The organism is Methylobacterium segetis, assembly GCF_004348265.1.
In the GTDB taxonomy this organism is placed as follows: domain Bacteria; phylum Pseudomonadota; class Alphaproteobacteria; order Rhizobiales; family Beijerinckiaceae; genus Methylobacterium; species Methylobacterium segetis.
Genome location: NZ_SMNT01000047.1, coordinates 1 through 22939 on the forward strand (window position 1 = coordinate 1; position 22939 = coordinate 22939).

The 22939-nt window shown below is 67.3% G+C and carries 26 protein-coding genes and 1 tRNA gene; 8 read left to right on the forward strand and 19 right to left on the reverse strand.

Going from position 1 to position 22939, the window contains the following annotated elements:
• The 5 genes from E1J50_RS13550 to E1J50_RS13570 all read right to left on the reverse strand — a co-directional run.
• Window positions 1–727: phage tail length tape measure family protein (locus tag E1J50_RS13550; protein ID WP_207919208.1), on the reverse strand; the 727-nt coding region annotated here is incomplete at its 3' end.
• Window positions 728–739: 12 nt separating this feature from the next.
• The gene (locus E1J50_RS13555) at window positions 740–1297 is read right to left on the reverse strand and encodes a hypothetical protein (RefSeq protein ID WP_245516567.1); all 558 of its coding nucleotides are present in this window, start codon (window positions 1295–1297) and stop codon (window positions 740–742) included.
• Window positions 1298–1473: 176 nt separating this feature from the next.
• The gene (locus E1J50_RS13560) at window positions 1474–1884 is read right to left on the reverse strand and encodes a hypothetical protein (RefSeq protein WP_132254374.1); all 411 of its coding nucleotides are present in this window, start codon (window positions 1882–1884) and stop codon (window positions 1474–1476) included.
• 114 nt (window positions 1885–1998) lie between these two features.
• Window positions 1999–3006, reverse strand: coding sequence for a hypothetical protein (locus E1J50_RS13565; protein ID WP_132254375.1), 1008 nt, complete (start codon window positions 3004–3006; stop codon window positions 1999–2001).
• 11 nt (window positions 3007–3017) lie between these two features.
• Window positions 3018–3236 (reverse strand): hypothetical protein, encoded by a 219-nt coding sequence (locus tag E1J50_RS13570; RefSeq protein ID WP_132254376.1) that lies wholly within the window; start codon window positions 3234–3236, stop codon window positions 3018–3020.
• Window positions 3237–3443: 207 nt separating this feature from the next.
• On the opposite strand from E1J50_RS13570, the gene E1J50_RS13575 reads away from it, so the two are divergent.
• Window positions 3444–4346, forward strand: coding sequence for a restriction endonuclease (locus tag E1J50_RS13575; RefSeq protein ID WP_132254377.1), 903 nt, complete (start codon window positions 3444–3446; stop codon window positions 4344–4346).
• A 187-nt stretch (window positions 4347–4533) separates the two neighbouring features.
• Here E1J50_RS13575 and E1J50_RS13580 read toward each other — a convergent pair whose 3' ends face one another.
• The 5 genes from E1J50_RS13580 to E1J50_RS13605 all read right to left on the reverse strand — a co-directional run bounded on the left by E1J50_RS13580 (window position 4534) and on the right by E1J50_RS13605 (window position 9213).
• On the reverse strand, window positions 4534–5469 hold the full coding sequence (locus E1J50_RS13580; protein ID WP_132254378.1) for a pPIWI-associating nuclease domain-containing protein: 936 nt from the start codon (window positions 5467–5469) through the stop codon (window positions 4534–4536).
• A gap of 349 nt (window positions 5470–5818) precedes the next feature.
• Window positions 5819–8122, reverse strand: coding sequence for an AAA family ATPase (locus E1J50_RS28090; protein ID WP_245516568.1), 2304 nt, complete (start codon window positions 8120–8122; stop codon window positions 5819–5821).
• Window positions 8119–8541 carry a hypothetical protein gene (locus E1J50_RS13590; RefSeq protein ID WP_132254379.1) on the reverse strand — a complete coding sequence of 141 codons (423 nt, stop codon included), beginning with the start codon at window positions 8539–8541 and terminating at the stop codon, window positions 8119–8121. The genes E1J50_RS28090 and E1J50_RS13590 overlap by 4 nt, the downstream gene beginning before the upstream one ends.
• Complete coding sequence (locus tag E1J50_RS13595) at window positions 8538–8810, reverse strand: hypothetical protein (RefSeq protein ID WP_132254380.1); 273 nt, start codon at window positions 8808–8810, stop codon at window positions 8538–8540. Before E1J50_RS13595 ends, E1J50_RS13590 begins: the two co-directional genes overlap by 4 nt.
• A 199-nt stretch (window positions 8811–9009) precedes the next feature.
• The gene (locus E1J50_RS13605) at window positions 9010–9213 is read right to left on the reverse strand and encodes a helix-turn-helix domain-containing protein (RefSeq protein ID WP_132254382.1); all 204 of its coding nucleotides are present in this window, start codon (window positions 9211–9213) and stop codon (window positions 9010–9012) included.
• A 120-nt stretch (window positions 9214–9333) separates the two neighbouring features.
• Between E1J50_RS13605 and E1J50_RS13610 the strand changes: the two genes are divergently transcribed.
• The 3 genes from E1J50_RS13610 to E1J50_RS13620 all read left to right on the forward strand — a co-directional run bounded on the left by E1J50_RS13610 (window position 9334) and on the right by E1J50_RS13620 (window position 11189).
• Entirely contained in the window at window positions 9334–9831 is a 498-nt protein-coding gene (locus E1J50_RS13610; RefSeq protein WP_165937859.1) for an Arc family DNA-binding protein, read from the forward strand.
• A gap of 32 nt (window positions 9832–9863) precedes the next feature.
• Window positions 9864–11021 carry a tyrosine-type recombinase/integrase gene (locus E1J50_RS13615; RefSeq protein ID WP_132254384.1) on the forward strand — a complete coding sequence of 386 codons (1158 nt, stop codon included), beginning with the start codon at window positions 9864–9866 and terminating at the stop codon, window positions 11019–11021.
• Between the two features lie 78 nt (window positions 11022–11099).
• Window positions 11100–11189 (forward strand) — tRNA-Ser (locus E1J50_RS13620).
• 363 nt (window positions 11190–11552) lie between these two features.
• On the opposite strand, the gene E1J50_RS13625 is transcribed toward E1J50_RS13620, so the two are convergent.
• On the reverse strand, window positions 11553–12533 hold the full coding sequence (locus E1J50_RS13625) for a quinone oxidoreductase family protein (RefSeq protein WP_132254385.1): 981 nt from the start codon (window positions 12531–12533) through the stop codon (window positions 11553–11555).
• 80 nt (window positions 12534–12613) lie between these two features.
• Between E1J50_RS13625 and E1J50_RS13630 the strand changes: the two genes are divergently transcribed.
• Window positions 12614–13024 carry an ArsR/SmtB family transcription factor gene (locus tag E1J50_RS13630; protein WP_132254386.1) on the forward strand — a complete coding sequence of 137 codons (411 nt, stop codon included), beginning with the start codon at window positions 12614–12616 and terminating at the stop codon, window positions 13022–13024.
• Window positions 13025–13217: 193 nt separating this feature from the next.
• A complete protein-coding gene (locus E1J50_RS27300; RefSeq protein ID WP_165937860.1) occupies window positions 13218–13364 on the forward strand; it encodes a hypothetical protein in 147 nt (48 codons plus the stop codon).
• Between the two features lie 43 nt (window positions 13365–13407).
• Here the strand turns inward: E1J50_RS27300 and E1J50_RS13635 are convergent, their stop codons facing one another.
• From E1J50_RS13635 to E1J50_RS13655, 5 genes are all read right to left on the reverse strand, one after another.
• A complete protein-coding gene (locus tag E1J50_RS13635) occupies window positions 13408–14454 on the reverse strand; it encodes a matrixin family metalloprotease (protein WP_165937861.1) in 1047 nt (348 codons plus the stop codon).
• Window positions 14455–14654: 200 nt separating this feature from the next.
• Window positions 14655–14939: a DUF6894 family protein gene (locus tag E1J50_RS27305; protein WP_165937858.1), complete on the reverse strand. Its 285-nt coding sequence runs from the start codon at window positions 14937–14939 to the stop codon at window positions 14655–14657.
• A gap of 555 nt (window positions 14940–15494) precedes the next feature.
• Window positions 15495–17732 carry a TonB-dependent siderophore receptor gene (locus tag E1J50_RS13645; protein WP_132254388.1) on the reverse strand — a complete coding sequence of 746 codons (2238 nt, stop codon included), beginning with the start codon at window positions 17730–17732 and terminating at the stop codon, window positions 15495–15497.
• A gap of 607 nt (window positions 17733–18339) precedes the next feature.
• Window positions 18340–18945: a nucleotidyltransferase domain-containing protein gene (locus E1J50_RS13650; protein ID WP_132254389.1), complete on the reverse strand. Its 606-nt coding sequence runs from the start codon at window positions 18943–18945 to the stop codon at window positions 18340–18342.
• Between the two features lie 231 nt (window positions 18946–19176).
• Entirely contained in the window at window positions 19177–19359 is a 183-nt protein-coding gene (locus E1J50_RS13655) for a hypothetical protein (RefSeq protein WP_132254390.1), read from the reverse strand.
• A gap of 550 nt (window positions 19360–19909) precedes the next feature.
• Between E1J50_RS13655 and E1J50_RS13660 the strand changes: the two genes are divergently transcribed.
• Entirely contained in the window at window positions 19910–20116 is a 207-nt protein-coding gene (locus tag E1J50_RS13660; RefSeq protein WP_132254391.1) for a hypothetical protein, read from the forward strand.
• A 76-nt stretch (window positions 20117–20192) separates the two neighbouring features.
• Here the strand turns inward: E1J50_RS13660 and E1J50_RS13665 are convergent, their stop codons facing one another.
• Window positions 20193–20516 carry a YnfA family protein gene (locus E1J50_RS13665; protein ID WP_132254405.1) on the reverse strand — a complete coding sequence of 108 codons (324 nt, stop codon included), beginning with the start codon at window positions 20514–20516 and terminating at the stop codon, window positions 20193–20195.
• An 85-nt stretch (window positions 20517–20601) separates the two neighbouring features.
• Window positions 20602–21147: a thermonuclease family protein gene (locus tag E1J50_RS13670; protein ID WP_132254392.1), complete on the reverse strand. Its 546-nt coding sequence runs from the start codon at window positions 21145–21147 to the stop codon at window positions 20602–20604.
• Window positions 21148–21408: 261 nt separating this feature from the next.
• Between E1J50_RS13670 and E1J50_RS13675 the strand changes: the two genes are divergently transcribed.
• Window positions 21409–21651 carry a DUF6894 family protein gene (locus tag E1J50_RS13675; RefSeq protein ID WP_132254393.1) on the forward strand — a complete coding sequence of 81 codons (243 nt, stop codon included), beginning with the start codon at window positions 21409–21411 and terminating at the stop codon, window positions 21649–21651.
• A gap of 10 nt (window positions 21652–21661) precedes the next feature.
• Here E1J50_RS13675 and E1J50_RS13680 read toward each other — a convergent pair whose 3' ends face one another.
• A complete protein-coding gene (locus E1J50_RS13680) occupies window positions 21662–22939 on the reverse strand; it encodes an NAD(P)/FAD-dependent oxidoreductase (RefSeq protein ID WP_132254394.1) in 1278 nt (425 codons plus the stop codon).

The window sequence follows — 22939 nt, forward strand, 5'->3', positions numbered from 1 at the left end:
TCTCCTGATCCTTCGCGGCCTGAGATCCGGCGTAGAGGAAGGCGGCGCCCAGTGCCGTGGCACTTGTCGCTGCGACGGTGAAGGGTGTCACGAGGGCGGCCGCAGATTGCCCAAGCGCCGTCAGACCTCCGCGAAGCCCGCCTTCGCCGGCCGCGAGCCCCTGGAGGATCTGCGGGCCCTGCTGGAACGCCACGGTGCCGAGCCCCGCACCGCTGCCGAGAGACGCCACCACGTCGCCGCCCTGGTACATCAGGTCACGCTTCTGGAAGGCGTCGAGACCGCGGCTCCGCGGGGCATTGTCGTTCGTGCCAGCGAAGCGCTGGAGCGCCAGCCCGCGCAGGCGGTCGCGTTCAGCAGCATCCACGAGGCCGGAGCCGTAACCGCGACCGAGGATGTCCTCGGCCCGGTTCAGCGACTTCTGCCGGCGGTACTCCTCGTCCAGCTGCGAGCGCAGGCGCTCTACCTCGCGCATCGTCGCCGGGCTCGACGGCGGCAGGCTGGCCGGCGAGGACGGCGACGCACCGCCCGCCGCCGAGGGCACGCGGCGGGCCGCATCGGCAGCCTCCTGAGCCTTCTTCGCCAGCCGGTCGGTCGCGGCGGTCGCCTGGTCTGCGGCGGTGCCGACTTGGCGGAAGGCGTCCTGCCCGGCGCGGCCGGCGTCCTCCAAGCTGCGCTTGATCTCGGCGCCGCCCTCGACCTGCAAGCGGATGGCGATGTTCTGCGGCATGGCGAGGGCTCCTCAGTGAGCAGGGCCTAAATCGGCGGGCGGCTCGCCCATCTCGGCGAGATGGCGGTGCACCTGCCGGGTGAGGGCTGGGGTCAGAAAGCGGGCGTCGATGCCGAGCTCGTCTGCCAGTTCGATGCCGATCCGGGCGGGCCAGGATAACCAGGCGTCCCGCATGTCTCTGGCCGTCTCGAAGAACAGCTTCTCCGCGGCGCTGCGATCAACGAGGCGGCCTTCCTGCTCGGCTTGGTCGAGGCTGCGCTGGCGCGCCTTCAAGATCAGCTCGGCCGTGCGGGCCTTGCCGAAGTCGATGCCCTTGCCGTCGTCGGGGACGCCTTCCTCCCCCAGCACGCGGGCGATCAGGCTGATGGCATCCCGAGCCTCGTCTTCGGTCCGGACCTGAGCAGTTGGATGCGCACCTTGCTGCGCACTTCGCGTGCGCACCTCGGACGACGTGCGCACCTTGCTGCGGGCTGGATCGGTCGAGCCGATCCAGGCATTGCGCGCCGCGACGGGATCGATCCGGCCGTCCGGCAACACGCTGATGCGGTTGGCCTTGATGGCTGCGCGCACAGCGCTCTCCGTCACGCCGAGGATGGTGGCGAGCCGGCGGCGGGAGACGGGACCGGATGAGGGGGTGCGCACCTAGAATTCAGCCTCTGGCGCTAGGAAAGCCGGGGGCCCCGACCACCCGTATCAGTTCTGACGGCCCAGGGTCCCTACGGGGTGGGGGACTGGGGGGCAGGCCCTCAGCCCCGCGCGAGCCCGGCCCGCCGCAACTCGCGCTGCATGCTGGACGCTGAAGCCTGCATTGATGCCGAGCCGTGCTGCTGCCGGTGATCGGCACCGACGAGGCCCTGCCGCCTCAACTCGCGCTCCATGCTTGCCCCAGAGGCTGCGATGCCATTCGCCAAGGTGCTGGCGGGTTCGGGGTTGGCGCGGTGCGGCGCCGCGTCAACGGGCGATCGCGGCGTCTGCGGGACGGGCGGCGCGCCTCCTGCCGCCGGAGCAGGGGTGCCACGGTAGGCTGCGATGTCCCAGACCAGCGCATCGAACTGGTGCTGCTCGTCGTCGGTGAAGGTGCGGCTGCGCAGGATGGCCTGCTCCTCGTCGAGGCGGGCCTGAGCGCTGCGGTACTCGTCGTCGGTTCGGATCGGCATGGGCTTGTCCCTGCGTTTGCGGGAGAGGGGTGGCGCCCACGGCCTCGGCGGAATGCCGTTACGCCGAGTCGTGAGCGCCGCGCCGGACGGGAGAATGCGCCCGGCGATCTCGGATCAGGCGGCGTGCTGGAGCTGCTCGTCCCGCCAGGTGTCGAGGTCGAACTCGATGTCGACGCAGTCGTCCCAGCTGTAGGAGTTGGTCGAGGCGTTCAGGTTGCCGGCTTCCCGCCTCCGGGCCACCCGCCACGCCTGCGTTTCGTCCGCGGCGGCCACTCCAAGCTCGATCGCCCGTTCCGCCACCGGCCGCGGCACGTGCGTGATGTGCGAGGTCACCATCTCGCGCCGGTTGCCCTGGCGCTGATACTGGAAGGGCGTGATCACGTAGATCTGCTGCTCCTCCACGGTCAGGGACGGTAGGGGCACGAGGTCGTAGCCGACGGGGAGATCGTGACCGATCTCGCGGCGCCGGACCTTGTCGGCGGTCTCGCGGAGACGCTGGCCGAACTCCGCGGCGATCGCGACCGGATCGGCACCCTCGATGGCCTCGCGCATGCTGTAGGGCGACCAGGGTTTGATCTCGGCATGGATGCCGAGGGCCGGCATGGCCTGCATCAGGCCCTGCAGCACCAGGTTGTTGGCGACCGCGGCCGGGCCGGCCGGGCCGTACAGCGGATCGAACTGGCCGGCGGCGGGGCCGGTGATCGCGGCGCCCAGCGTGGCGTGCGCCCGGGCGACCTCGCGGATGGCCTTCGTCAGCGCGAGGCTCGCCCTCTCGATCTCGACCGCGTCACGCTCCAGGGCGCCGGTCGCGGCCTCGACCTCGGCATCGGTGCGGGCCGTTTCGATCCGCGCCTCGGCATCGGCGATGCGGCGCTCGACCTCGGCTAGGGCGTCAGCGATGCCGAAGGCAGTGCCCTCCAGTTCGCGACAGGTGCGCTCGGCCCCTGAAATGGCGGCGGCATCAGCACCCTGGATCAGTAGCTCGCGGCGGGCGGCGACGGCCTGCTCGACCTCGACGGCGAGCGCGGCCTGGCGACCCTGCAGGTTGGTGCGGGTGGCGATGAGGCCGGCAAGCTCGGCTTCGGGGCTGGTGGCAGTCTCGGCGGTCTTGGCTCTGGGCATGGGAGCTCCGGTCAGATCGAGCGACCGCGGCCGGGCCGGGCCGTGACACGCTGTAGGTTGGGGAGGCGGGCGAAGCGGGCGCCGTCGAGCATCAGGCGGGCCTGCACCGAGCCGCGCACGTAGTCGGCGACGGTAAGGCCGCGCAGTTCCGCAGCGGCCCGCACCGCATCGGCGATGTCGTTGGTGACGGCGGCCGTCAGCCGGTGGTCGAGGGAGATATGATCGAACATGCCTCCAGCGTGACCAGCGCTGAGGGCTCAGTCACCTGGTCGCATCCGGCGTTTTGCCTGGTCGCATTCCGCGATGTTGGGGTTGGAGCATTTTTCACCATCCAGGCCTACACAAGGCCGCAACGACACTTTCACTCCTCAATCTTGCTAGATCTCGAAGCTTCGGGTTCTTAGAGGCGAAACAAAGGCTGAGAGAGGGATCTGCGCGTGATCGATTGGACAGAGATTGCTGACGGGGACACCTGGGAACTCTTCGCGCGTGATTTTCTTTCGGAAATGGGCTTTGTTGTTGATGTAGGTCCAGGTCGCGGCTCCGATGGCGGTCGCGATTTAGTAGTAAGCGAACAACTTAAGGGAACGCTGTACACCGAGAAGTTCAGGTGGTTGGTGAGCTGCAAGCATAACGCAACCAGCGGCAATGCGGTTGGATCAGTCGAATTCGATATCGCTGACAGGTGCCGACGCAATAAGGCCCAGGGTTTTATGGGATTTTATTCGACCGTACCCAGCGCCTCTCTCATTCAACGACTTGGAGAATTGCGGCTAGAAAAAAGTATATCTTCATTTGAAATATTCGATCATCGTAGAATTGAATCAATCATTGCTGCATCCGGGATGACAACCCTGTTACTTCGGTATACTCCGTCAAGTTACGGAAGAGTGCGCCCTATACAAAAGTTTTTCGGTGATTACGCTGAGATTAGATGTGACATTTGCAGCAAGGATGTACTATCTTTAAGTGTTAGTGAGCCATTTAGCGCAAATCTTGTCTGGGGAATTACACGTCAGAAACCCAGAGCGAAGCAGGAGTATAAGTATCTTATGGTTGGCTGCAAGGGTGGATGTGATCGCGCTTTGAGCGATCAAGTTCATGCCGAGGGTTTGCTTGATGCCTGGGAAGATATTGGCGACCTATGCAATCCGTTGATCTATATGAAGAATATTTGTTCTTACACCAATTTGCTTCGCAGCCCAAGGACCAAAGTTAGCGATCAAGCCCATCAAAAGTTGTTGCAAATATATATTGCAATCAGTCAAAGAACTTTACGAGATGTGACAAAGGATGATGAGAAAAGATTTCGCCAGATTCAAATTTTGGATGAGTTTTGATTCTAGTTACTTTAAGAGCAAGGTGGGATCCGCAGCAGACGCCTGCTCTCTGACTTATTGAGCATCAGCGTCAGTGAGATGGGATTTGGAGGGTTTTGAGGGTTCGTTCTAGCCGCACCCCGAAAATTGTCACGTGCGCACGCCTGCTCGCTCACACAACCCGCTGTACACAGTTTCGCTGACGCAACTAAAAATGAGCAAGGTCGGCTGGATCGCCTTCGTCTGAATGATCTTCGTCGTCGGGTCCATCGAACCAAGACCCGGTATCCACACCGGAGACGATGAGCGCATTCCGAAGATCGCGGGGCTCTTCCACCGGCACTTCGAACTCAACGGCGAACGGAAAGCTCGTGCTCATCTCTGCGCCGTCCCCGCGTCTCACATCCGAATTCGAGCCATACTGTAAGACGACACTCACGGTTCCCGAAGCCTGGTATCTTACATATCGAGCGCCGATACTCAGAACTTGAGTGTCCTCGGTGTAAACCTCTTCAATTGAATGATGAGAAGCAAGTTCATCGATCTCGCCGATCGTCTCGGACATTAGAGTGTCGACTGCCTCCTCGTCGAGGGTCTCCATCAGGGGCTCAATGAGCGAATTTCGGCAGTCGTGATAGGCCAGTAAAAGCTCTTCGACTGCCGCAACCGCTTGCGATATCTCGCTGTCTTGAATTGCTGGATCTAAAACGACAGTATTCTCTCGCACATGAACATGTTTACTCAGGCGATTGAACGCCTGCATCAACCGTTTACGCAAAGCTTCAGGATCAAGATCAAGGTCATCGACGAGGAACCCATCCCCTAATCCTCCCTGCAGCCAGTACTTGATGCGTTGCGCGCGAGTAGGCTTGTCTTGCCCATGCTCAAGCTGAAACCAAGGACACAAAGAAACCTCTGCGTCTGGTGAAAGCGTACCCATGACGTGTTCGAAAAAAACGCGAACGGCTACAGAGAAATAATTGAGGCGGAGAAAGTTACTCTGGTCTCCGATAATCCCAGCGGCGCTGTCGAGAAGATTGCGTGAAAATCCATCCGGAGCCAGGTGCTTGAGGCCTCGCAGAATATCCTCAGGCGGGCGCACCGGAACACCCGAGTTAGGATCGGGAGGGATAGCTGTGCTCATCGAGAGAGCCATAGTGCCCAACGACCTTGGCGGACAAGGGTAATCTTTCGTCGCTCAATCCACCCGGCGGTAGATGAGCCGTGACGACCGCAAGCCCATGACAGTGGCCGAATTCATTCGCCTATCCCGAACGCCTTTTCGGCGCATGGCCGAACTGAGCAACTGACCATGCCGGCCTCGTCGCTGCCCACGCGCGCCTCAGCGATCACGCTGGCCTGCCCCTCCACCTCCACTTGGTGGCGCGCCTCCACCACCACCCCCACCCACCCTATAAAGGGTGGTGGTGGAGGGGTTTTGGTCTCCACTCCTCCACCTGTCTCCACTCCACCCTGGCGAGGTGGAGGGAACGTCATTCGTCGGCATCTGAGGCATGCTTGCCGACCTCCACGAACTCCCGGATTCGGTGCTTCTCGTCCTTCCCGTCGACCACCACGAACATGCCGTTCTGGATCCAGACCTTGAGCATGCGGGCGACCTTGCTGCGGTGCGCCTTGTCCACCGGGTCGAGCTTTAGAGCCCGAGCAATGGGGAGGCCGATCCAGTCCGGCGATTGGATGTTGAGGCGGAAGCGAGCACCTGCCGCCGTGCAGCCGGCTACCTCAGCCTGAGCGGCGCGTAGGCCATCTGTATCCACGCCTTCGAAGGCGTCCGGCCACTCCCATGCTTCGACGACGGCGACCTGATCCCCAAGGTCGAGGAGCCCGAGCGGCCCGTTGCCGAGCGACACGGACACGAGCTGGAACCAGTCGCTCTTGTCCGGCGGCGGCGCGAGGTTCGCCTTGCCGTTATCGACCCGGAAGAAGCCCCTGTGCGTTGGGACCCCTGCCTTCTCGGCTTGATCCTTCGTCATCAGGTTGAGCACGCGTGCCGAGCGGGCGGCTGCCAGGAGCGCGCCGGCGCCGCGACCGTCCTCGACCGTATACTCGCCCTGTCCAGTTTGCCCCTTCCGGACGTGATGCACGAGCTCGATCGAGGCGTTGCCGATCTCCGCGACCCGATTCCAGGCCTTGGCAACGATGTCGATCTCGTCGTTCGCGTTCTCAGTCACGCGGTGTGAGGACACGAACGGGTCGACCACCATGTGATCGATCTCGTTCTCGGCCATGCTGGCAGTCAGGTCTTCGATCACCGGCTCGGCGATCTTCACGCCGTCCCGCTGCCGGGTGGCGATGATGATTTCGGCCGTGCGCCCACTGTCGAGGAACAGCCGACCTTCCAGCTCGTGCGCGTCGATCCCATAGTGCAGGCAGATCGCGGCGACACGGCGCTCGATCTCCTCCAGCGGATCCTCCAGATTCACGTACCAGACACGCATGCACCGCGGTGGGCTGATGCCGAGCAACGGCCTGCCGGTGACCATTGCGATGGCCTCGACGAGCACGAGGCTCGATTTCCCGACCGCACCGGGTGCGACGGTAGTGCTCAAGAACCTGCGGATCAGATGCCGGCCGTAGACCCACTCGCGCGGCGGGATCAGTGAGGGATCGCGGTAGACGAAGGGTGTGGCCCGGATGCGTTTGCGCTCACTCGCCGGCTCGGGTCCCGCGCTGGATGGGCTTGGCGACGCCTCGTCCTCGTTCCGCTTGCCGCCCTTCCAGCCGATGTCCTCCGGGCGGATGCCAAGACGGTCGCACAGCCACAAGGCAGCCTGCGCGGCATCGGTCGCCGGCAGATAGTCCCGCACGATGTCGATCGGCGTCCGGGCACCGTCTCGAGCGTCGCCCATGTCTCCGCATCCGAAATCTCGGATGCCGTCGGGATGCAGCGACAGATCCTCTTCGTAGCCTTCACCGAGATCGCGCTGGTCGACGCGATAGGCGCCGGTGCCAGACTGCCAACGGGCGCCCGGAAACACGCTCGGGACCCACGAGGAGAGGGCAGCCAGGGCGCGATCGTTGATGGTGCGCCAGAAGTCTCCGCCCTCGCGCGGACCACGCTCGCGGACGCCGACAGCAGCCCGCTCGCTGGTGCTCTGAGGTGCTGCTTCGGCCCGCTTCTCGGCCTTCCGGCGCTCGGCGTCGCGAGCCAAATCCGCGGCGGCTCTCTGAGCTGCGCGGAACTGGTCTGCGCGCTCCTGAAGGTAGGCGACCAGCCGCGGTGCCGGCCGGATCTCCGTCGGCGTGCCCGGAACGTGGCGCCCCGTGACGGTCAGGTACCGACCGCCGGTGTAGATCTCGACCTGGGCGGCATCAATCTTCCGACCATCGACCAAGCCGCGGACGAAGAACCGGAGGCCACAGCCGGAGGGTGAGACCTCGGCATAGGTCTCGCCGAAATCGACCGCGACCTGTGCCCAGGCCTGGAGTGTGCCGGTCTCAGGGTCGCGGCAATCATCCAGATCGATACCGCTCTCCTCGTCCTCGGGCGACAGGACGTAGCCCACGCCGGCCAGCTTTCGCTGCGTGCTGTAGGCCGCCGCCGCGTCGTAGGGTGACCACGTCTCGGCGTTGGTCGTGCTGCCTGCCCTGCCGTCCCTGGCGCAGATCGGCGGCTTGTCCCAGACCTGCCGCTTCTCGTTCCAGGTGTAGTCCCAAGCCACCCACTTCGGACGGCCCTGAAGCTCGCGCAGCGCCGGGAGGTCGGGCAGGCCGGCGAACGGCGGGATGTCAGGCTTCGCCGGCCGCTCGAAGCCTGAGGCGCCAGCGTGGATCATGCCTTGCCTCCCTCGTGCAGTGGACCACCCGGCAGGCGCATGGCGGCAAGCATCATGGCCTCGCGCTGACGCACCCATGGGTGCCGGTTGGCGTAACGGTCCCAGAGCCAGGCACCGACCTCGTCCGGCAGATCGCTGCCGTCCTCGTCGGACGGGCCGGGGACTTGGATCCGGAGTCGGACGCCCGGCGCGAGCTGCTTCACCACGGTGAAGGCGGCGTCAGTCGGCGCCAGCGGGAGCATGGGAGCGCCGCGGATGGTCTCCAGCTGCGCGATTTCGGTGCGCGCCATCCGGCGGACCCGGTAGGTGCGGTGCGGGAACCGCTCGAAGAACCGGCGGTCGGCCTCGATCACCGTCTCGTTGGCGTCGGTGAGGCGCTTGAGCCGGCGCTGGGCGGGGCGAGAGAGGGCAAGGTTCAAGCGCGGCCTCCCGCCTTGCGGGCGCTCTCGACGAGTCCGTCGGGGAAGTACCAGCGGCCGAAGCGCTTCACGCCATGACCGCGGCGGGCTCGGCGCAGCGCGGCATCCTCGCTGATGCCCCAGGCCGCGGCAGCGGTCTTGAGCGGCACGAAATTGCCCATGTCGCTGGACCGCGAAGGAGAGCCCCGCAGGTAGATGCTGAGGGCGGTCGCCGCGGCGTCGAGGTCGGCCACCAGCTTGGCGAGCTTGGGATCGGAGGGCGTGCTCATGCCCGCCCTCGCCAAGTCTCGACGGCCGGGAATGCCAGTTCGGCGATCAGCGCGGCATGAAGCGGAGAAACACCGAAGCGATGGGCGATGTGATGGGCTTGCCGGGGCGCAATCTCTGGCGCATATCTCTCGTCGCTGACTTGCCGGAAAGCATTCGAGAGACCCGCCGTCGCCCCGCGATGCGCGGGTTTCTTCATGCTCAAGCAGCCCCCTGCTGAGCAACGACAGCCGAATTCAGCAGCCGCTCGAATGCGACGACAGGCACCAGCAGGCGCCGTCCGATCTTGATCGTCGGGATCTCGCCCCTGCCGGCCGCCTGGTAGGCGCTGTTTCGGCTAAGACCTAGCTGCCGTCCTGCCTCCTCGATGCTGATTGTCCTGCGCTGCGACTGAACCTCCGACATCGTCCGGATCCTCCTTTGCACTCAGATGCTCGTGCATCGAATTGATGAATTGGTATGGCCTTGCAGTCAAGTCCATTGCATGTGAAACTTCGTGCATTGAATGGATTACAGGGGCCTGGGATGACATCCAGCGAAGCTCGAAAGCGTGGCGGACAGCCCAAGCCCGCTGAGGAGCGCAAGAGGAACAACCTGACTTTCCGCGCGCGGGATGAATTGCGAGATCGTATTCGGAAGTGCGCCGAGGCGTCTGGAAGGTCAGTAAGCGAAGAGATTGAGCACAGGCTCGAACTGTCCCTCGCGCAATCAGATCAGATGCGGTTTGATTTGGGAGAGGATGTCTTCCGCATCGCTCGTGCGATGGCTGGAAGCCTTACGCATATTGAGATGTGGAGAGAGAAAAACTGGATCGAAGATGATGAGTCGTTCTCTGTATTCCAGGAAACAACTCGCGAACTCATCAGGAATTATCGCGATCAAATCTTGAAGAACCGTCGCGCATTTCCACGCGGTGACATGAGTAAGATGTCATCTGAAGAGCTTGCGCAGTATTTTGCGGCCTTAGGGGGCCTAGCCCCACCTCGGCCGCGAGTGGAGCTCATCGTTACAGACGACGACTGACTACCCTCGACCCCTTCACCAGGAGATTCGTCATGAAGGGTCACATCCGCGAGCGCTCGCCCGGCCGCTGGGCCATCATCCTCGACCTCCGCGATCCGGAGACGGGCAAGCGCAAGCGGAAGTGGCACTCGTTCGCCGGCACCAAGCGTGAGGCGCAGAAGGAGTGCGCCCGCCTCATCACCGCGATGGAGCGCGGCGACTACGTCGAGCCGGGCAAGGAGACCGTGGCGGCCTTCCTCGACCGGTGGCTCGCTCACGCGAAGTCCCAGGTCACGCCCCGCAGCCATGAGCGCTACACCGAGCTCGCCAGGAAGAACCTCGCCCCGCTCCTCGGCAGCGTCATCCTGACGAAGCTGCGGCCGGAGCAGATCTCTGCTGCCTACGCCAAGGCGCTCGTGAGCGGGCGCCGTGACGGCACCGGCGGTCTCTCGCCCCGCACGGTTCACCACATGCACCGCATCCTGCGGCAGGCGCTTGGACAGGCCGTGAAGTGGCAGATCCTCGCTCGCAACCCGGCCGACGTCGCCGGAGGCCCGCGGGTCGAGAAGGCCAAGATGCGGGCGCTCGATGCGCACGAGACGGCGCGCCTCCTCGCTCACTTCCGGCCGACACGCATGTTCATCCCGGTGGTGCTCGGCGCGCTCTGCGGTCTGCGCCGAGGGGAGGTGACAGCGCTGCGCTGGCGAGCGGTCGACTTCGCGACCGGCCAGCTCGCGGTCGTCGAGAGCACCGAGCAGACCCGCGGCGGCACGCGCGAGAAGGAGACGAAGAGCGGCCGGGCGCGCACCGTCGCCCTCCCCTCGCTCGCGCTCGAGGAGCTGCGCCTGCACCGGCTCCGGCAGGCCGAGGAGCTGCTGCGGATTGGCGTGCGCCTCTCGGACGACATGCACGTCTTCGCCCAGGCCGACGGCTCGCCGGTCCAGCCCAACAGCCTGACGCACGAGTTCACGCGGGTCCTGGCGCTGTCGACCGCCCTGCCCCGGGTTCGCTTCCACGATCTCCGGCACAGCCATGCGACGCAGATGCTGGCGAACGGCGTCCACCCGAAGATCGCCCAGGAGCGCCTCGGGCATTCCAGCGTTGGCATCACGTTGGACCTCTACAGCCATGTCCTCCCGGGGATGCAGGAGGACGCGGCGGCGAAGGTTGACGCTGCCCTTCGCGCGGCCATAGAGAAGGCGGCCGTTTGAAATGGTAGCAAAGCGGTAGCAACGGGCCATTTCCCGCTGCTCAGACAGAGGCGGATTTCTCAACCTCTGCAATGGTTTGGAAGGGTGGCCGAGTGGTTTAAGGCAGCGGTCTTGAAAACCGCCGTGGGGGCAACTCCACCGTGGGTTCGAATCCCACCCCTTCCGCCAGCCCGGCTCCGCAGCCTCGATGTCCGGGTCGTTCGATGGCCCGCAGAGTGAAATCCGTCAGGCTGCCGCGCCGAACAGGTCGGGGCCGGTCGACGCTGACGGATCGGGCGCTCGGTTGCAGGAAGGTCGAGTGCGGGCCGGGCGTCGGGCTCGGGCCGGACCATGCCCCGGCCGTGCACCGAGGCAGCTGCCCTCGCCCCGCCGGCCGCTCTTCGGACGCGACACGATCAGCCTTCGCCGGCGCGGACTCGTTCGGGCATTCCGAGGCGCGTCCATCCGCGATTCCGGGGCCGGGGTCGCGGGCCGTCGCAATCACAGACCCGCTCCCGAGCCTTTGGCGGACAACCTCCGGAGCGACGACGGCTAGGGCGTGATGAGCATCGCGCCGCCGAACCGGCGCGCTTCCGCCGCGACGTGGACATCCGCGATCGCGTCCAGCGGGAACCGCGCGCCGATATCGACCGTCACATGGCCGGCGGCGATCGCGTCGAACAGGTCGGCGGCGTTGGCACGGAACGTCGCCGCGTCGGCATTGTGCGGGAAGACGGAGGGCCGGGTCAGGAACAGGCAGCCCTTCTTGTTGAGAAGCTCGGGCTCGATGGCCGGGGCCTTGCCGGAGGAGGCGCCGTAGCTGACGACGAGGCCGAACGGTGCCGCGCAATCGAGCGACCTGACCAGGGTGTCCTTGCCGATCGCGTCGTAGACGACGCGGGCCTTGCGGCCCCCCGTTGCCTTCAGGAAGACCTGCGGCCAGTCCGGATCGTTGAGGTCGATCACCTCCGCGCAGCCGGCGGCGAGCGCGGCGTCGCGCTTCTGCGGCGAGCCCGTCGTGCCGACGACGGTGGCACCGAGCGCCGTTGCCCAGCGCGTGAGGATCTGCCCGACGCCGCCCGCGGCGGAATGGACGAGCAGGAGGTCGCCCGCCTGCACGGGATGCGTCTTGCGCAGCAGGTACTGCGCCGTCATCCCCTTGAAGAGCAGCGTCGCGGCCGCCTCGTCCGTGACCGTGTCCGGCAGGGTGACGAGCTTCTCCGCGGGGACGTTGCGCCGGTCCGCGTAGGCCCCGACGCCGGCGTTCATGTAGGCGACCCGGTCCCCGACCGCGATGCCGGCGACACAGGAGCCGAGCGCCTCGACCACCCCTGCCGCCTCGAAGCCGAGGCCCGTCGGCAGGGGGAGCGGATAAATCCCCGTCCGCTGATAGATGTCGATGAAGTTGAAGCCGATGGCGGTCTGGCGGATCTGCACCTCGCCCGGCATCGGCGGCGGGAGGTCCTCCGTCGCGACCGACAGGACCTGCGGAGGGCCGAATTCTGTGAGGAGGGCGACGCGTCTTGTCGTCATGCGGGTTCCGGCTCCCGGGAAGGCCGCGCCATCACACACGATCTCAGGTACGATGCAAGCCATACCTTTCGAGACGCGCCATGCCCGATGAGTTCGGCCATCCCGCCCCGGACGAGATGGATCTGGGGACGATCTTCGCCGCGCTCGCCGACCCGCTGCGCCGCCAGGTCGTGCTGACGCTCGCTGCCAGCCCCGACGCGGTCCGCCATTGCAGCTCGTTCGATCTGCCGGTCAGCAAGGCCACCCGCACGCACCATTTCCGCGTGCTGCGGGAGGCGGGTCTCATCCATCAGGTCGATCAGGGGAACAGCCGCAGCAACCGGCTGCGCGTCGCCGAGCTGCGGCAGCGATTTCCGGCGCTCGTCGACCTTCTGCTCACGGAAGCCCGGTCGCGGATATCCCCATCCGGGGATCCCGGGTCGATGCGCCTTGCCCGAGCCGAGGGGGCCCTGCTCCCCGATGGCGAGCAGCGCTTGCCGGAACCACCCTGAAGGCCCGCCTTGGGGTCCGGTGCCGCTCAAGGCGTGGGAGACCCCTCCTCCTCGGCGGCTGCGCCGACTTGCTCGGCCGGCCCTTGCCGCGGATCCGCAGCCGGTGCGTGAAACGGAATCGGGTCGCCGGGACTTAAGCGTTCGGGAGCCGGCCGATCCCGCGTCGCGCTCCGAGAGCGGATGGGAGGCGAGCATGTCCCTGGTGCTGTTCTTGGTCTTCGTCGGACCCTACCTCGCCCTGGCCGTGTGGAACGTGATGGCCATGCGCGGCGACCGGAGCTTGCGCCCCGCGGTGGCCCCGGCCTCGCCGGGTCCCGCACGGCCCGGCGACGGGATCTGATCCCGCGCCGGGGTCCGGCGTCCCGCGCTGCGCCCGGCCCGGCTCAGGCGAAGAGCATGCCGTCGCCGGGGCCGTGCACGGTGAAGGCTTGGCCCTCGTCGACCCAGCCGGGGCCGGCCGCGCCGTGGTTGATGGCGTTCGCCTCCGCGGCGTTCGCCGCGTAATGGTGCAGCCCCGTCTGGGTGTTGTAGAAGCGCTCGAGCGTGACCCCGCCCGGCCCCGCCGCGGCCGCGTTCGCGTAGGCCTCGAAGGCGACGCCCTCGTAATGGTAGGTCGGCAGGGTCTTGAGGATCGTGTCGCGCTCGCCCGCATCCGTCGTGAAGAAGTGCTGGCCGGTCTTCGTGTCGTAGAAGCGGAACACGTCGATCGTGTTCGGCCCGTCCTGCGGGGTCGCCCAGCCGACACCCTCGTACTGGTAGCTCGGCAGCGTCTTCTGGATCTGGACCTTCTCGGCCGTGCTCGTGGTGTAGAAATGGTCGCCCGTGGACGTGTCGTAGAAGCGGTAGACCGCCGTCACCCCGGACGCGTCGACCTTCGGGGCGGGGGCGGGGGTCGGGGCCACCGCCACGGGGGCGGAGCCGGGGGCCGCGCCGTAGAGGGCCTGGATGCCCGCGATGTCGCCCGCCATCAGGCCGGTGATGGAGGGGCTGATGATCGAGTTCATCACCTCCGGCTTGCCGTTGTAATGGTCGAGCCCCAGCGCGTGGCCGATCTCGTGCAGGGCCACGAGGAAGAAGTCGACGCCCTGGTTGCTGACGACCTTGCTGCCCGCGGCGTGCCAGCCTTCCGCGGAATCGAAGGTGACGGTGGCCGCGCTCATGCGCTGGCCCGAGAAGGCGTAGTTCGCGTAGCCCAGCGTGTTGCCGATCCCGTCGATGAGGCCCTGCGTCAGGTCGATGCTGGCGGAGGCGGTCGAGGAGACCTGCTGGAAGCTGATATTGGCGACGCTCGACCACGTGGCGAAGGCGGACTGGATGATGCCGGCGAAGGCCGCCGGCAGCGCGGCGTCGATCGCCCAGGTGACCGTGCCGCCGCTGGTTCCCCGCGCGCCCGCGCCCCAGCGCGGACCCTCAAGCACGTAGTCGGCCATGCGTTTCCCCTCCGATGGAAATCGTAGCTTGGCCATTGAGACACTAAAGGCGTCCTAATTGGGGCGCGCCGGGGACACGATGCTTGCGAGGTATTGCGGCTTACAAAGGGTAAAAACACCCGTACTGGTTGATGCGATATGAAAATTATCGCCCATCTTCGCGCGATCGCAGGAATTCGGTCGGTGCATCCCGGGCCGGCTCAAGCCTCCGTGAAGAAGACGAACACCTCGCCGGCATCCATCATCAGCTGCGTGAGGGCGAGGTAGATCAGGATCGGCAGCTTCCGCAGGGCCGCGCCGCCCTCGTCGCGAATCAGCAGGCTCCAGCCCTCGTCGAACTCGGACGCCTCCCCGCTCCGGCGCATCTCCTGCAAGGCCGCCTCCGCCTCCTCCAGCGCCTCGTCGAGGTCGGCCGCCTCGATGCCCGTGTCGTCCGGGATGACCCGCTCCCGACACACGAGGTCGAAGTAGAAGCGCTTCAGCACGGTCCCGCTCCCCCTGACGGTCAACGATCACTCGCGGCGGATCCGCCAGCCTGAGGTGGGTCATCGACGTTTTATCAATCGTTTAGATTAATTTCATCCTAACGTAATTGAGTGGATTATATACCTTTATTGCGCGTCTGTTTTATGATTTCAGTCCAGTCTCGAGCGCAGACGGATTAAGAGGCAAGCTCTTCAGCCGTAACACCTGCTGCCGGCGCACGCGCGCGGCGCGTATCGACGGGGCCGGGATGATGGGCGGGGCTGACGGTTCGACGAGCGACGGACGGGACGAGTCGGCCGCGCGCCGCGAGCGGGTGCGAGCCCATATCCGCACGGTCCTGCGCCGGCTGAGCGCGCTCGGAGGAGCGGCGAAGCCCTGAGAGAGGCGCGGGCCGAGGCTCGCGCGGCCTTACCGCTGTCCTTGCCGACGCCGGCGGCGATTCCGCGCGGCCGAGCTCGTGCGCGCGCCGACCGGCGCACCGGATTCGGGCAGGGGCGCCTTCGTCCTGCGGAGGGGGCTGCGGGAGGGGCGCCGGCCCCTCCCCGCCCGCGCCTTCACCACTTGTAGCCGACGCTCGCCAGGATGCGGCGGCGATCGCCGTAGAAGCAGGCCGAGACCGTCGAGCAGGTGGAGACGTAGCGCTCGTCCGAGATGTTCCGGACGTTGAGCGCGAAGCGCCAGCCCTCCCAGTCGTAGTGGATGACCGCGTCGCCGACGATGTAGGGCGAGACCTTGAAGAGGTTCTGCGGATCGGCATAGGAGCCGCCGACGCCGCGCACGCCGCCGCCGAAGCCGAAGTTCCGCCACGCCCCGGTCTGGATCGTGTAGTCGAGGAAGATCGAGCCGAATTGCTGCGGCGTGGCCGCCGGTGTCCGGCCGATGATCGTCGGATCGGCATCCCGCGTGATCTGGAACTGGTAGGCGGTGTAGGCGCCGACGAGGCGCAGGCCCGGCATCAGGTTGGCCACCGCCTCGAGTTCGACGCCGCGGGAGCGGACCTCGCCGTTCTGGATGGTCTGCAGGACGTTGGCCGGGTTCGTCGAGAGCACGTTCTGCCGGGTGAGGTCGAACACGGCGGCGCCGACATAGCCGTCGAAGCCGATGGGCTGGTACTTGAAGCCGACCTCGACCTGTTCGCCGGTCTCGGGCCGCAGGATCTCGCCCGTCACGCCGTTGGTGCCGACGATCGGATTGAAGCTGCGGGCGTAGGAGACGTAGGGCGCAACGCCGAGGTCGCTCGTGTAGATGAGACCGACGCGGCCGCTGAAGGCGCTGATGTCGCGGTTCCCACTCGGCCCGAGGCGGTTGTCGTTGTCGGTGTTGACCCAGTCGTGGCGCCCGCTCAGCACCAGCGTCCAGGGGCCGAACTTGATCTGGTCCTGCAGGTAGAGGCCGACCTGGTTCTGGGTCAGGAAGTTGTTCTGGAACGGGCCGGTCGTGAAGGGCGCGTTCGGCGTGTAGACCGGGTTGATCAGGTTGAGCGAGGGGCCGAACCCGAAATCCTGCAGGTTGTTGATGTCGTAGCGCCGGTACTCGACGCCGCCGAGCAGCGTGTGGTCGAGGAAGCCGGTGCGGAAGGGCGCGATCACCTGCGTGTCGAGGTCGGCCTGGGTCGCCGAGTTCTGCGCCAGGAAGTTGAAGCGGCTGAGATCGGCCGCCGCGGGCGTCGTCGCGTAGCCGCCGCCGAAGCGGGTGCGGTAATCGACGTCGACCTGCCCGTAGCGGGCGTTCTGGCGGACCACGATGTCGTTGTCGAAGCGGTGCTCGAACTCGTAGCCGATCAGCGCCTGGTCGCGGGTGAACTTGTCGATGCCCGGATCGCCCGTGAAGCGGCTCGTCGAGATGAAGCCGAAGGGCGCGCGCTGCACCGTGCCGACGTAGGGCAGGAAGTTCTGGCCCTTCGTGTCGTCGTGCCGGAACGAGCTCAGCACCGTGAAGGAGGTCGAGGCGTCCGGCCGCCAGGTCAGGGAGGGCGCGATGTAGAAGCTGTCGTCGTTCGTGTAGTCGACCTGCGTGCCGCCGCCGCGCGCGCGGCCGACCACCCGGTAGAAGAACTGGCCCTGGCCCTCGGTGGTCGCCACGGGGCCGCCGATGTCGAAGGCGCCGTAGGCGTTGCCGAACTCGTTGACGCCCGCCTCGACGTAGCGCAGCGGCACGAGCGGCGGGCGCTTGCTCACCGCGTTGACGATGCCGCTCGGGCCGGTGCCGCCGTAGAGGACCGAGGAGGGGCCGCGCAGGACCTCGATCCGCTCCAGGCCGAAGGGCTCCAGCTTCCAGGTGGCGTAGTTGGTCTCGAAGAGTTGCAGCCCGTCGAGGAACAGGCCGACCTCCTGGGCCGGGAAGCCGCGGATCAGGAACCAGTCGTTGCGGGTGTCCGAACCGAAGGTCGCGCCGAGCACGGGGGAGTATTGCAGGGCCTCCTGCAGGCTCACCGGCTTCTGGTCGTCGAGTTGCTGGCGGCCGATCACGGTGATCGCCTGCGGCGTCTCCAGGATCGGGGTGTTCGTCTTCGTGCCGGCCGTCGAGCGGTTGGCGACGTAGCCGTTGATCGGCCCCCGCGGGTCCTCGGGCAGGCCGACGCCGCGGCCGTTGCCGGCCCCCTCGACGCTCAGCTCCTCGAGCTGCGCGCTGGCGCCCGCCGCCGTGGGATTGGCGGCGCCCCGCCGCGGCTGGGTCGCCTCCTGCGCGGCCGCGCCCCCGCCGACGAGGGCCAGAACCGCGAGCGACGCTCCGGCCAGGGCGCGATGGCGCCGACGGGTCGACAGGGTCGGATGGGCGTGACGAATGGACATGATGACCCTGCCTCCAGACGCGCGCCCAAGCATGCGGGCGCGCAGGCGATCCCGTTCACCGCAGACCCCCGGTCCCCGGCAGCACAATTTATAATGATGCTAAACTGATGATATTACAGCGTTTTAGCGGTTCACGCCTACGCTTCGGCCCCTCGGCTGACAAGGCAGCGCGGTCGGAATGAGGGGCGGTGTGATCCGGCCGCAACGGGCGCCCGGCCCTCGTCGCCGGGACACGGCGCTGCCGGACGGGCGCGACGCTGTCTGCCTGCCCGGTCGGACCCCGGCCGCGCCGTCCGGAGGCCAGCCCAGCGGATGATGGGGGAGACCGCGAGAGGGGTCGAAATCTGACACTTGGTCCCCGCTCGCGAGGTCCGCTGAGGGTGGAAAGCGGAAGTTGACCAACCGTTCTCAAGCGGATGTTCCGCCTGCGCCGCGACCCAATCGCTAATTTTTCTCGACTCAATGCACAGCAACGGACACAGTAACAGACATCCCTCTACGAACAAAACTATCTCAATTACCACATCTGGGCTGGAGGATGATCAATAGAAGAAGGCAGTTATTCAGATTCTGTTTTTTAGCTGTACCATGTATGATCTCACCGATGTCAGCTGATTGGCAATTTTTTGATCCACTCATGGCCAGGATGTAATTCGTTAAGCCAAGTCGTTAATTGCTCCTTTTCTTCCAGAGAAAGCCTTGGCCTAAGAAAATTGAAATCAATCTGATCTTTTTTCCTACAATGCTTGGCTTTGAAAAGCATGACGTTTATTGGCGCGAGGTATGGAATGCCCGTCTCGCTCACACGAACGGCATCGGAACGTGCCATCTGTATTGCCCGATCGCGCTTATAGATCCATAGGTCTGGCGTCCCTGGCTCCATCATCATGTCCACGCGCCAACAACCGTGTCGCATGTCTCCCCCCCAAAGCTGCCAGACGTCGCTTGGCAGGTTAGCGGCCGGGGGAAGATATTCAGTGGTTCCGTCTTTTACGGTAAAAAATTCCAGCTCATGTAAAATGGCGCGGAAATGATCTGCATCATTGCGAATAACAACAAACTCTAAGTCTTCGTGCTCACGTGTTTGCTTGCCATGCCAAATGTCCAGAGCCCATCCGCCTGCGACGTACCAGGGGAGGGTTGCTTCTCGGAGACGCTGGCCAAGTTCGTGGGGAGACCACGCCTCCCAAGCTTCGTCGTCGAGAGGGCTCATTGAAATATCCGTCGGGAGCACTTGTGAAGAGCGAATCCTTGTAAGCGCCGTCGCGCCCTCGATGGAAGGTCTGTTTCCTTGAGGCAACATCCATAAGACGACCTGGAAAACTCCACGCGTTCGAGCCGTCGTTCCTTGTCCGCCAAGCGGCCGAAAAGCAGACCTTCCGAGGGTCGGCAAGGGGGCGAAGCAGCCGCTCGCGAATGGGTGCGGAGCGTCAGATTTGGACCACTAGAACGCGTCGAAATCGTCGGCGTCGTAGCGGTCGCGGGGAATCGCGGCGGGCGCGGGCTGTGGCAGGACGATGTGCGCGTGCATGCGCGCCTGCGAGCGGGGCGGCTTCGTGAGCATCGTGGCCCAGAAGGCGCAGGCCGCCAGACCGGAAGCGATGACGAGCAGGTGAAGCGTGCGCATCCTGCGCCTCCGGTCCGGATCGCCCGCAACTATAGAGACATCCCGCTCGGAGGCCTGATCAAAGGGCCGGCAGCCAGAGCAAATATATCGCAAGGTCTGCCCATATTTTCAGGGACTTGGCGCTCCGGCGCGCTCCGGCCCGGCGCGGGCCCCGCTGTGACCGGGACCGCACCGAGCCCGCGAAGGCGGGGGCCGGGCGCTCCCGGGGTACAAGATCGGACAGACGCTCTCGGGAAAAGACCGTAGCCTTTCCCACATTGCGGCCTTCGGACCCTTCGGGCGGCCGAGGCGCGGGGACGGAGCGCGTCCCCGGTCCCGCGCGGGACCGGGGCGAGCGCCCGGGGGGCGGGGTGGGGGCATGATTCCGAGGATGCGCGCCGTGGGGAGGGCCTGTCTCGCGCGCTTGCGCGCGATCCGGGTTCCCGCCCCGATCCCGCCCGCCGACCGGGCGCCCCACGACGAGCCTCCGCCCCGGCGCGGATCCTGGCCTGGATCCCGGCCCGAATCCGGCCCCGCCGGCACGGGGCAGCCGGAGCCCGATCCGCGCCCGATGCGGGCACGGCTCGTCGATGTCCTGCTCTTCCTCCTCGGGCAGACCCCCGATCCCACGCGGGCCGACTGGCTCGCCGCCCTCGACGACCTGTTCGGTGAACTCAGCGAGGGCGAGAAGCAGAGGCTCGCGGATGCGGGCATGGCCCTCCTCGGCGCCGCCGGGCCGCCGGCCGGGCGCCGGGAGCGGATCGTGGCCGCCGCCTGAACGGGACCGTGCCACGCGCGCCCTGCCCGCCGGGGCCGGCGCGGGACGCGCAGCGGCGCGCCGGCGGAGGATGGCCCTAGCCCCGTGGTCCCAGCAGGATCAGCGCCGCGCCCGCGAGGCAGACGATCCCGCCGGCAAGGTCCCAGCGGTCGGGCCGATGCCCCTCCGCGAGCCACAGCCACAGGATCGAGGCCGCGAGGTAGACGCCGCCATAGGCCGCGTAGGCGCGGCCCGCCGCCTCCGCCTCGACGCGCGTCAGCAGGACGGCGAAGAGCGCCAGCGCGCAGAGGCCCGGCAGCAGCCACGCCGCCGAGCGGCCGAGCCGCAGCCAGGCCCAGAAGGCGAAGCAGCCCGCGATCTCGGCGAGGGCGGCGGCGGCGTAGGCGAGGAGCGAGGGCATCAGGAGCGAGGGCATGGCCCGCCATGGCACGGGCACCCGCCGAGCACCAGACGGATGCGGACCACCCTTCCGCCCGGGCCCGGCCTCACTCCGCGCGGATGCCCGCCGCCGCATCGGCCGAGAGGCGCGCCCGGCGCCACTCCGCCGGCTCCTCGAAGGTGCCGGCCCAGATGCCGCGGCGCTTCGCCCAGGCCTTGCTCTCGGCGCCCGCATAGGCCGCGGATTGGCGCCGGTCGGCCAGGGCATAGCCGTGCACGGCCATCCAGGCGCTGAGATCCTCCTGCCCCAGCCGGCAGACGGAAGCCTTGCGGCCGCCCGCCTCCCTGTGGGGCTCGCAGGTCACCGTCGCGGAGCCGATCCGCTCGGCGAGGGCGTGGGCGGCGAGGCGCCCGCAGGTGTAGCTGCGGCCGGCGCTGGTCTCGCAGGTCTGTGCCGCCTCCGGCGCGTCGATCCCGTAGAGGCGGATGCGGGTTCCGCGCACCTCGATCGTGTCGCCGTCGATGACGGTCGCCTGCCCGCTGATGGCCGGGCCGCCGGCGGCCGGGCCGGCCGGCGCCTCGGCCGCCGGCGCGGCGGCCGGGAGCAGGGCCGCGCCGCAGAGCAGGAGAGAGACGAGGGTCGCACGCAGCATGGTTCTCGGGCCTGGATTCGGGGTTCGTGACGGATCGGGTCGCGCGGGAGGCGATGCACGAACCGGGCTAGACCGACAATCGGCCGAAATCTCGGCACGCCCACCGCGTCGGGCACGGAGGCCGGGCCTCCGGAGCCCTCCCCCCGTCGTGGCTCCGCCCCGGCGCTGCGTCACTTCGCACAGGCTCGCGGCCCTCGCCTTCGATGAGAACATAACTAGAACATTAACATCGAGGCGCGAGAGCGAAGGAGACGGGTTGAGATGGCGCGCTACCGCTTTCACTGCACGAACGGAACGGAATGCGTCTTCGACGCGCGCGGGGTGGTGGTGCGCCGTCCCGACGCCCTCGGGGCGCGGGCGCGCCGGGTCGCGGACGGGGTAATGCGCAGCCTCGGCCGCCGGGCCGACTGGGCGGAATGGCGCGTCACCGTGCACGACCTCACCGGCCGGCGGGTGCTGCTGCAGCGCTTCCCCACCTCGGTCGAGGCCGCGCGGGCGGCCTGAGCGGCCCCCCTCACGGGAGAGCCGGCGCCCCGGCCCTCCGGCGGGGGCCGCCCTGGCGCAGCCGGTGCGCGAGGTTGACCCGGACGGCCCGCAGCAGGGCCGGCGGCGCGGCGAACCGGGCCAGCCCGATGTTGCGCGCCGCGTAGGCGAAGAGATCCCGCGCGCAGCTCTCGTCGAGGGCGGCCGCCGAGAACAGCAGCCGCTCGGGCCAGCGCCAGGGGCGCCCGGCGGCGAAGTCGCGGATGTGGAGGGCGTGGCCGGCGAGTTCCGCCCGGTGGCGGCGCGCATAGGCGCCGAGGCCGGCCCGGAGCGCGGCCGCCCCACCCGCCCCGGCAAGGGCGGGGCCCGCCTGCTCGGCGAGCCAGTCGGCGGAGCGGAAGGCGAAGGCGCAGCCCGTTCCCCAGACGGGGTCGACCGAGAGGGCCGCGTCGCCGACGAGGGCGAGGCCGGCCTGCACGGGCGTCCGCGCGAGGTTCGGCCAGTCCACGAAGCCCATCATCGGGCCGGCGCGCACCGCCCGGTCGAGGTCCGGGCCGTCGGGAAGGGCGCGCACGAAGCGCGCGAAGGCGCCCTCCCGGTCGGCCTTGAAGGTCTCGAGCCGCGCCTTGGCGGGGGCGACGGCGATCACGGTGATCCCGTCGTCGTTCGGGAAGGTGTAGGCGATGTCGGGTTCGAGGAACCACATGCGCGAGCGCCCGTCCGGCGGCGTGAGCCCGCGATAGGGCGCGAGATAGAAGAAGCGCCCGTTCGGCGACGCCCGGCCCTCGATCCCGGCAAGCTCCGCGACGCGGGAGAAGCGGCCGTCCGCCCCCACCACGAGGCGCGCCGCGAACTCCGCCGCGGCGCCGGACGCATCCTGCGCCCTCAGGCCGCCGACGCGGCCGCGCTCGCGCAGGAGCCCCGTCACGGTGTGGCCGGGCCGGAGATCGATCCCGGGTGTGCGGGCCGCGAGCCCGCGCAGCAGCGGGTCGAGGGTCGCGCGCCGCACGTTGTAGCCGTGGGCCGGCCGGCCGGACTCGGCCGCGGGTTCCCGCACCCAGCCCCAACGGGTCCGCACGTCGATGGCGTTGCGCACGGCCCCCGCCTCCTCCAGGAGCGGGGCGAGGCCGAGGCGCTCGATGACGGGCAGCGCGCTCGACTGGATGTAGTGGGTGCAGAGCTTCTTGTAGGCCCCCGGATCCGGGCTGCGCTCCAGGAGCGCCACGCTCAAGCCCTGCCGGGCGAGGAGGATCGCGGCGCTGCAGCCGGCCACGCTCGCGCCCGCCACCGCGACATCGTAGGTCCGCAT

Bases quoted from the DNA above. Each gene is read 5' to 3' on its own strand.
- E1J50_RS28090 (WP_245516568.1), bottom strand. From the start codon at position 8,122: ATGATCCACGCTGGCGCCTCAGGCTTCGAGCGGCCGGCGAAGCCTGAC.
- E1J50_RS13645 (WP_132254388.1), bottom strand. From the start codon at position 17,732: ATGTCCATTCGTCACGCCCATCCGACCCTGTCGACCCGTCGGCGCCAT.
- E1J50_RS27300 (WP_165937860.1), top strand. From the start codon at position 13,218: ATGTCCCTGGTGCTGTTCTTGGTCTTCGTCGGACCCTACCTCGCCCTG.
- E1J50_RS13655 (WP_132254390.1), bottom strand. From the start codon at position 19,359: ATGCGCACGCTTCACCTGCTCGTCATCGCTTCCGGTCTGGCGGCCTGC.
- E1J50_RS13560 (WP_132254374.1), bottom strand. From the start codon at position 1,884: ATGCCGATCCGAACCGACGACGAGTACCGCAGCGCTCAGGCCCGCCTC.
- E1J50_RS13665 (WP_132254405.1), bottom strand. From the start codon at position 20,516: ATGCCCTCGCTCCTCGCCTACGCCGCCGCCGCCCTCGCCGAGATCGCG.
- E1J50_RS13635 (WP_165937861.1), bottom strand. From the start codon at position 14,454: ATGGCCGACTACGTGCTTGAGGGTCCGCGCTGGGGCGCGGGCGCGCGG.
- E1J50_RS13625 (WP_132254385.1), bottom strand. From the start codon at position 12,533: ATGACGACAAGACGCGTCGCCCTCCTCACAGAATTCGGCCCTCCGCAG.
- E1J50_RS13615 (WP_132254384.1), top strand. From the start codon at position 9,864: ATGAAGGGTCACATCCGCGAGCGCTCGCCCGGCCGCTGGGCCATCATC.
- E1J50_RS13610 (WP_165937859.1), top strand. From the start codon at position 9,334: ATGACATCCAGCGAAGCTCGAAAGCGTGGCGGACAGCCCAAGCCCGCT.
- E1J50_RS13675 (WP_132254393.1), top strand. From the start codon at position 21,409: ATGGCGCGCTACCGCTTTCACTGCACGAACGGAACGGAATGCGTCTTC.
- E1J50_RS13595 (WP_132254380.1), bottom strand. From the start codon at position 8,810: ATGAGCACGCCCTCCGATCCCAAGCTCGCCAAGCTGGTGGCCGACCTC.
- E1J50_RS13565 (WP_132254375.1), bottom strand. From the start codon at position 3,006: ATGCCCAGAGCCAAGACCGCCGAGACTGCCACCAGCCCCGAAGCCGAG.
- E1J50_RS13580 (WP_132254378.1), bottom strand. From the start codon at position 5,469: ATGAGCACAGCTATCCCTCCCGATCCTAACTCGGGTGTTCCGGTGCGC.
- E1J50_RS13605 (WP_132254382.1), bottom strand. From the start codon at position 9,213: ATGTCGGAGGTTCAGTCGCAGCGCAGGACAATCAGCATCGAGGAGGCA.
- E1J50_RS13650 (WP_132254389.1), bottom strand. From the start codon at position 18,945: ATGAGCCCTCTCGACGACGAAGCTTGGGAGGCGTGGTCTCCCCACGAA.
- E1J50_RS13660 (WP_132254391.1), top strand. From the start codon at position 19,910: ATGCGGGCACGGCTCGTCGATGTCCTGCTCTTCCTCCTCGGGCAGACC.
- E1J50_RS13670 (WP_132254392.1), bottom strand. From the start codon at position 21,147: ATGCTGCGTGCGACCCTCGTCTCTCTCCTGCTCTGCGGCGCGGCCCTG.
- E1J50_RS13630 (WP_132254386.1), top strand. From the start codon at position 12,614: ATGCCCGATGAGTTCGGCCATCCCGCCCCGGACGAGATGGATCTGGGG.
- E1J50_RS13570 (WP_132254376.1), bottom strand. From the start codon at position 3,236: ATGTTCGATCATATCTCCCTCGACCACCGGCTGACGGCCGCCGTCACC.
- E1J50_RS13680 (WP_132254394.1), bottom strand. From the start codon at position 22,939: ATGCGGACCTACGATGTCGCGGTGGCGGGCGCGAGCGTGGCCGGCTGC.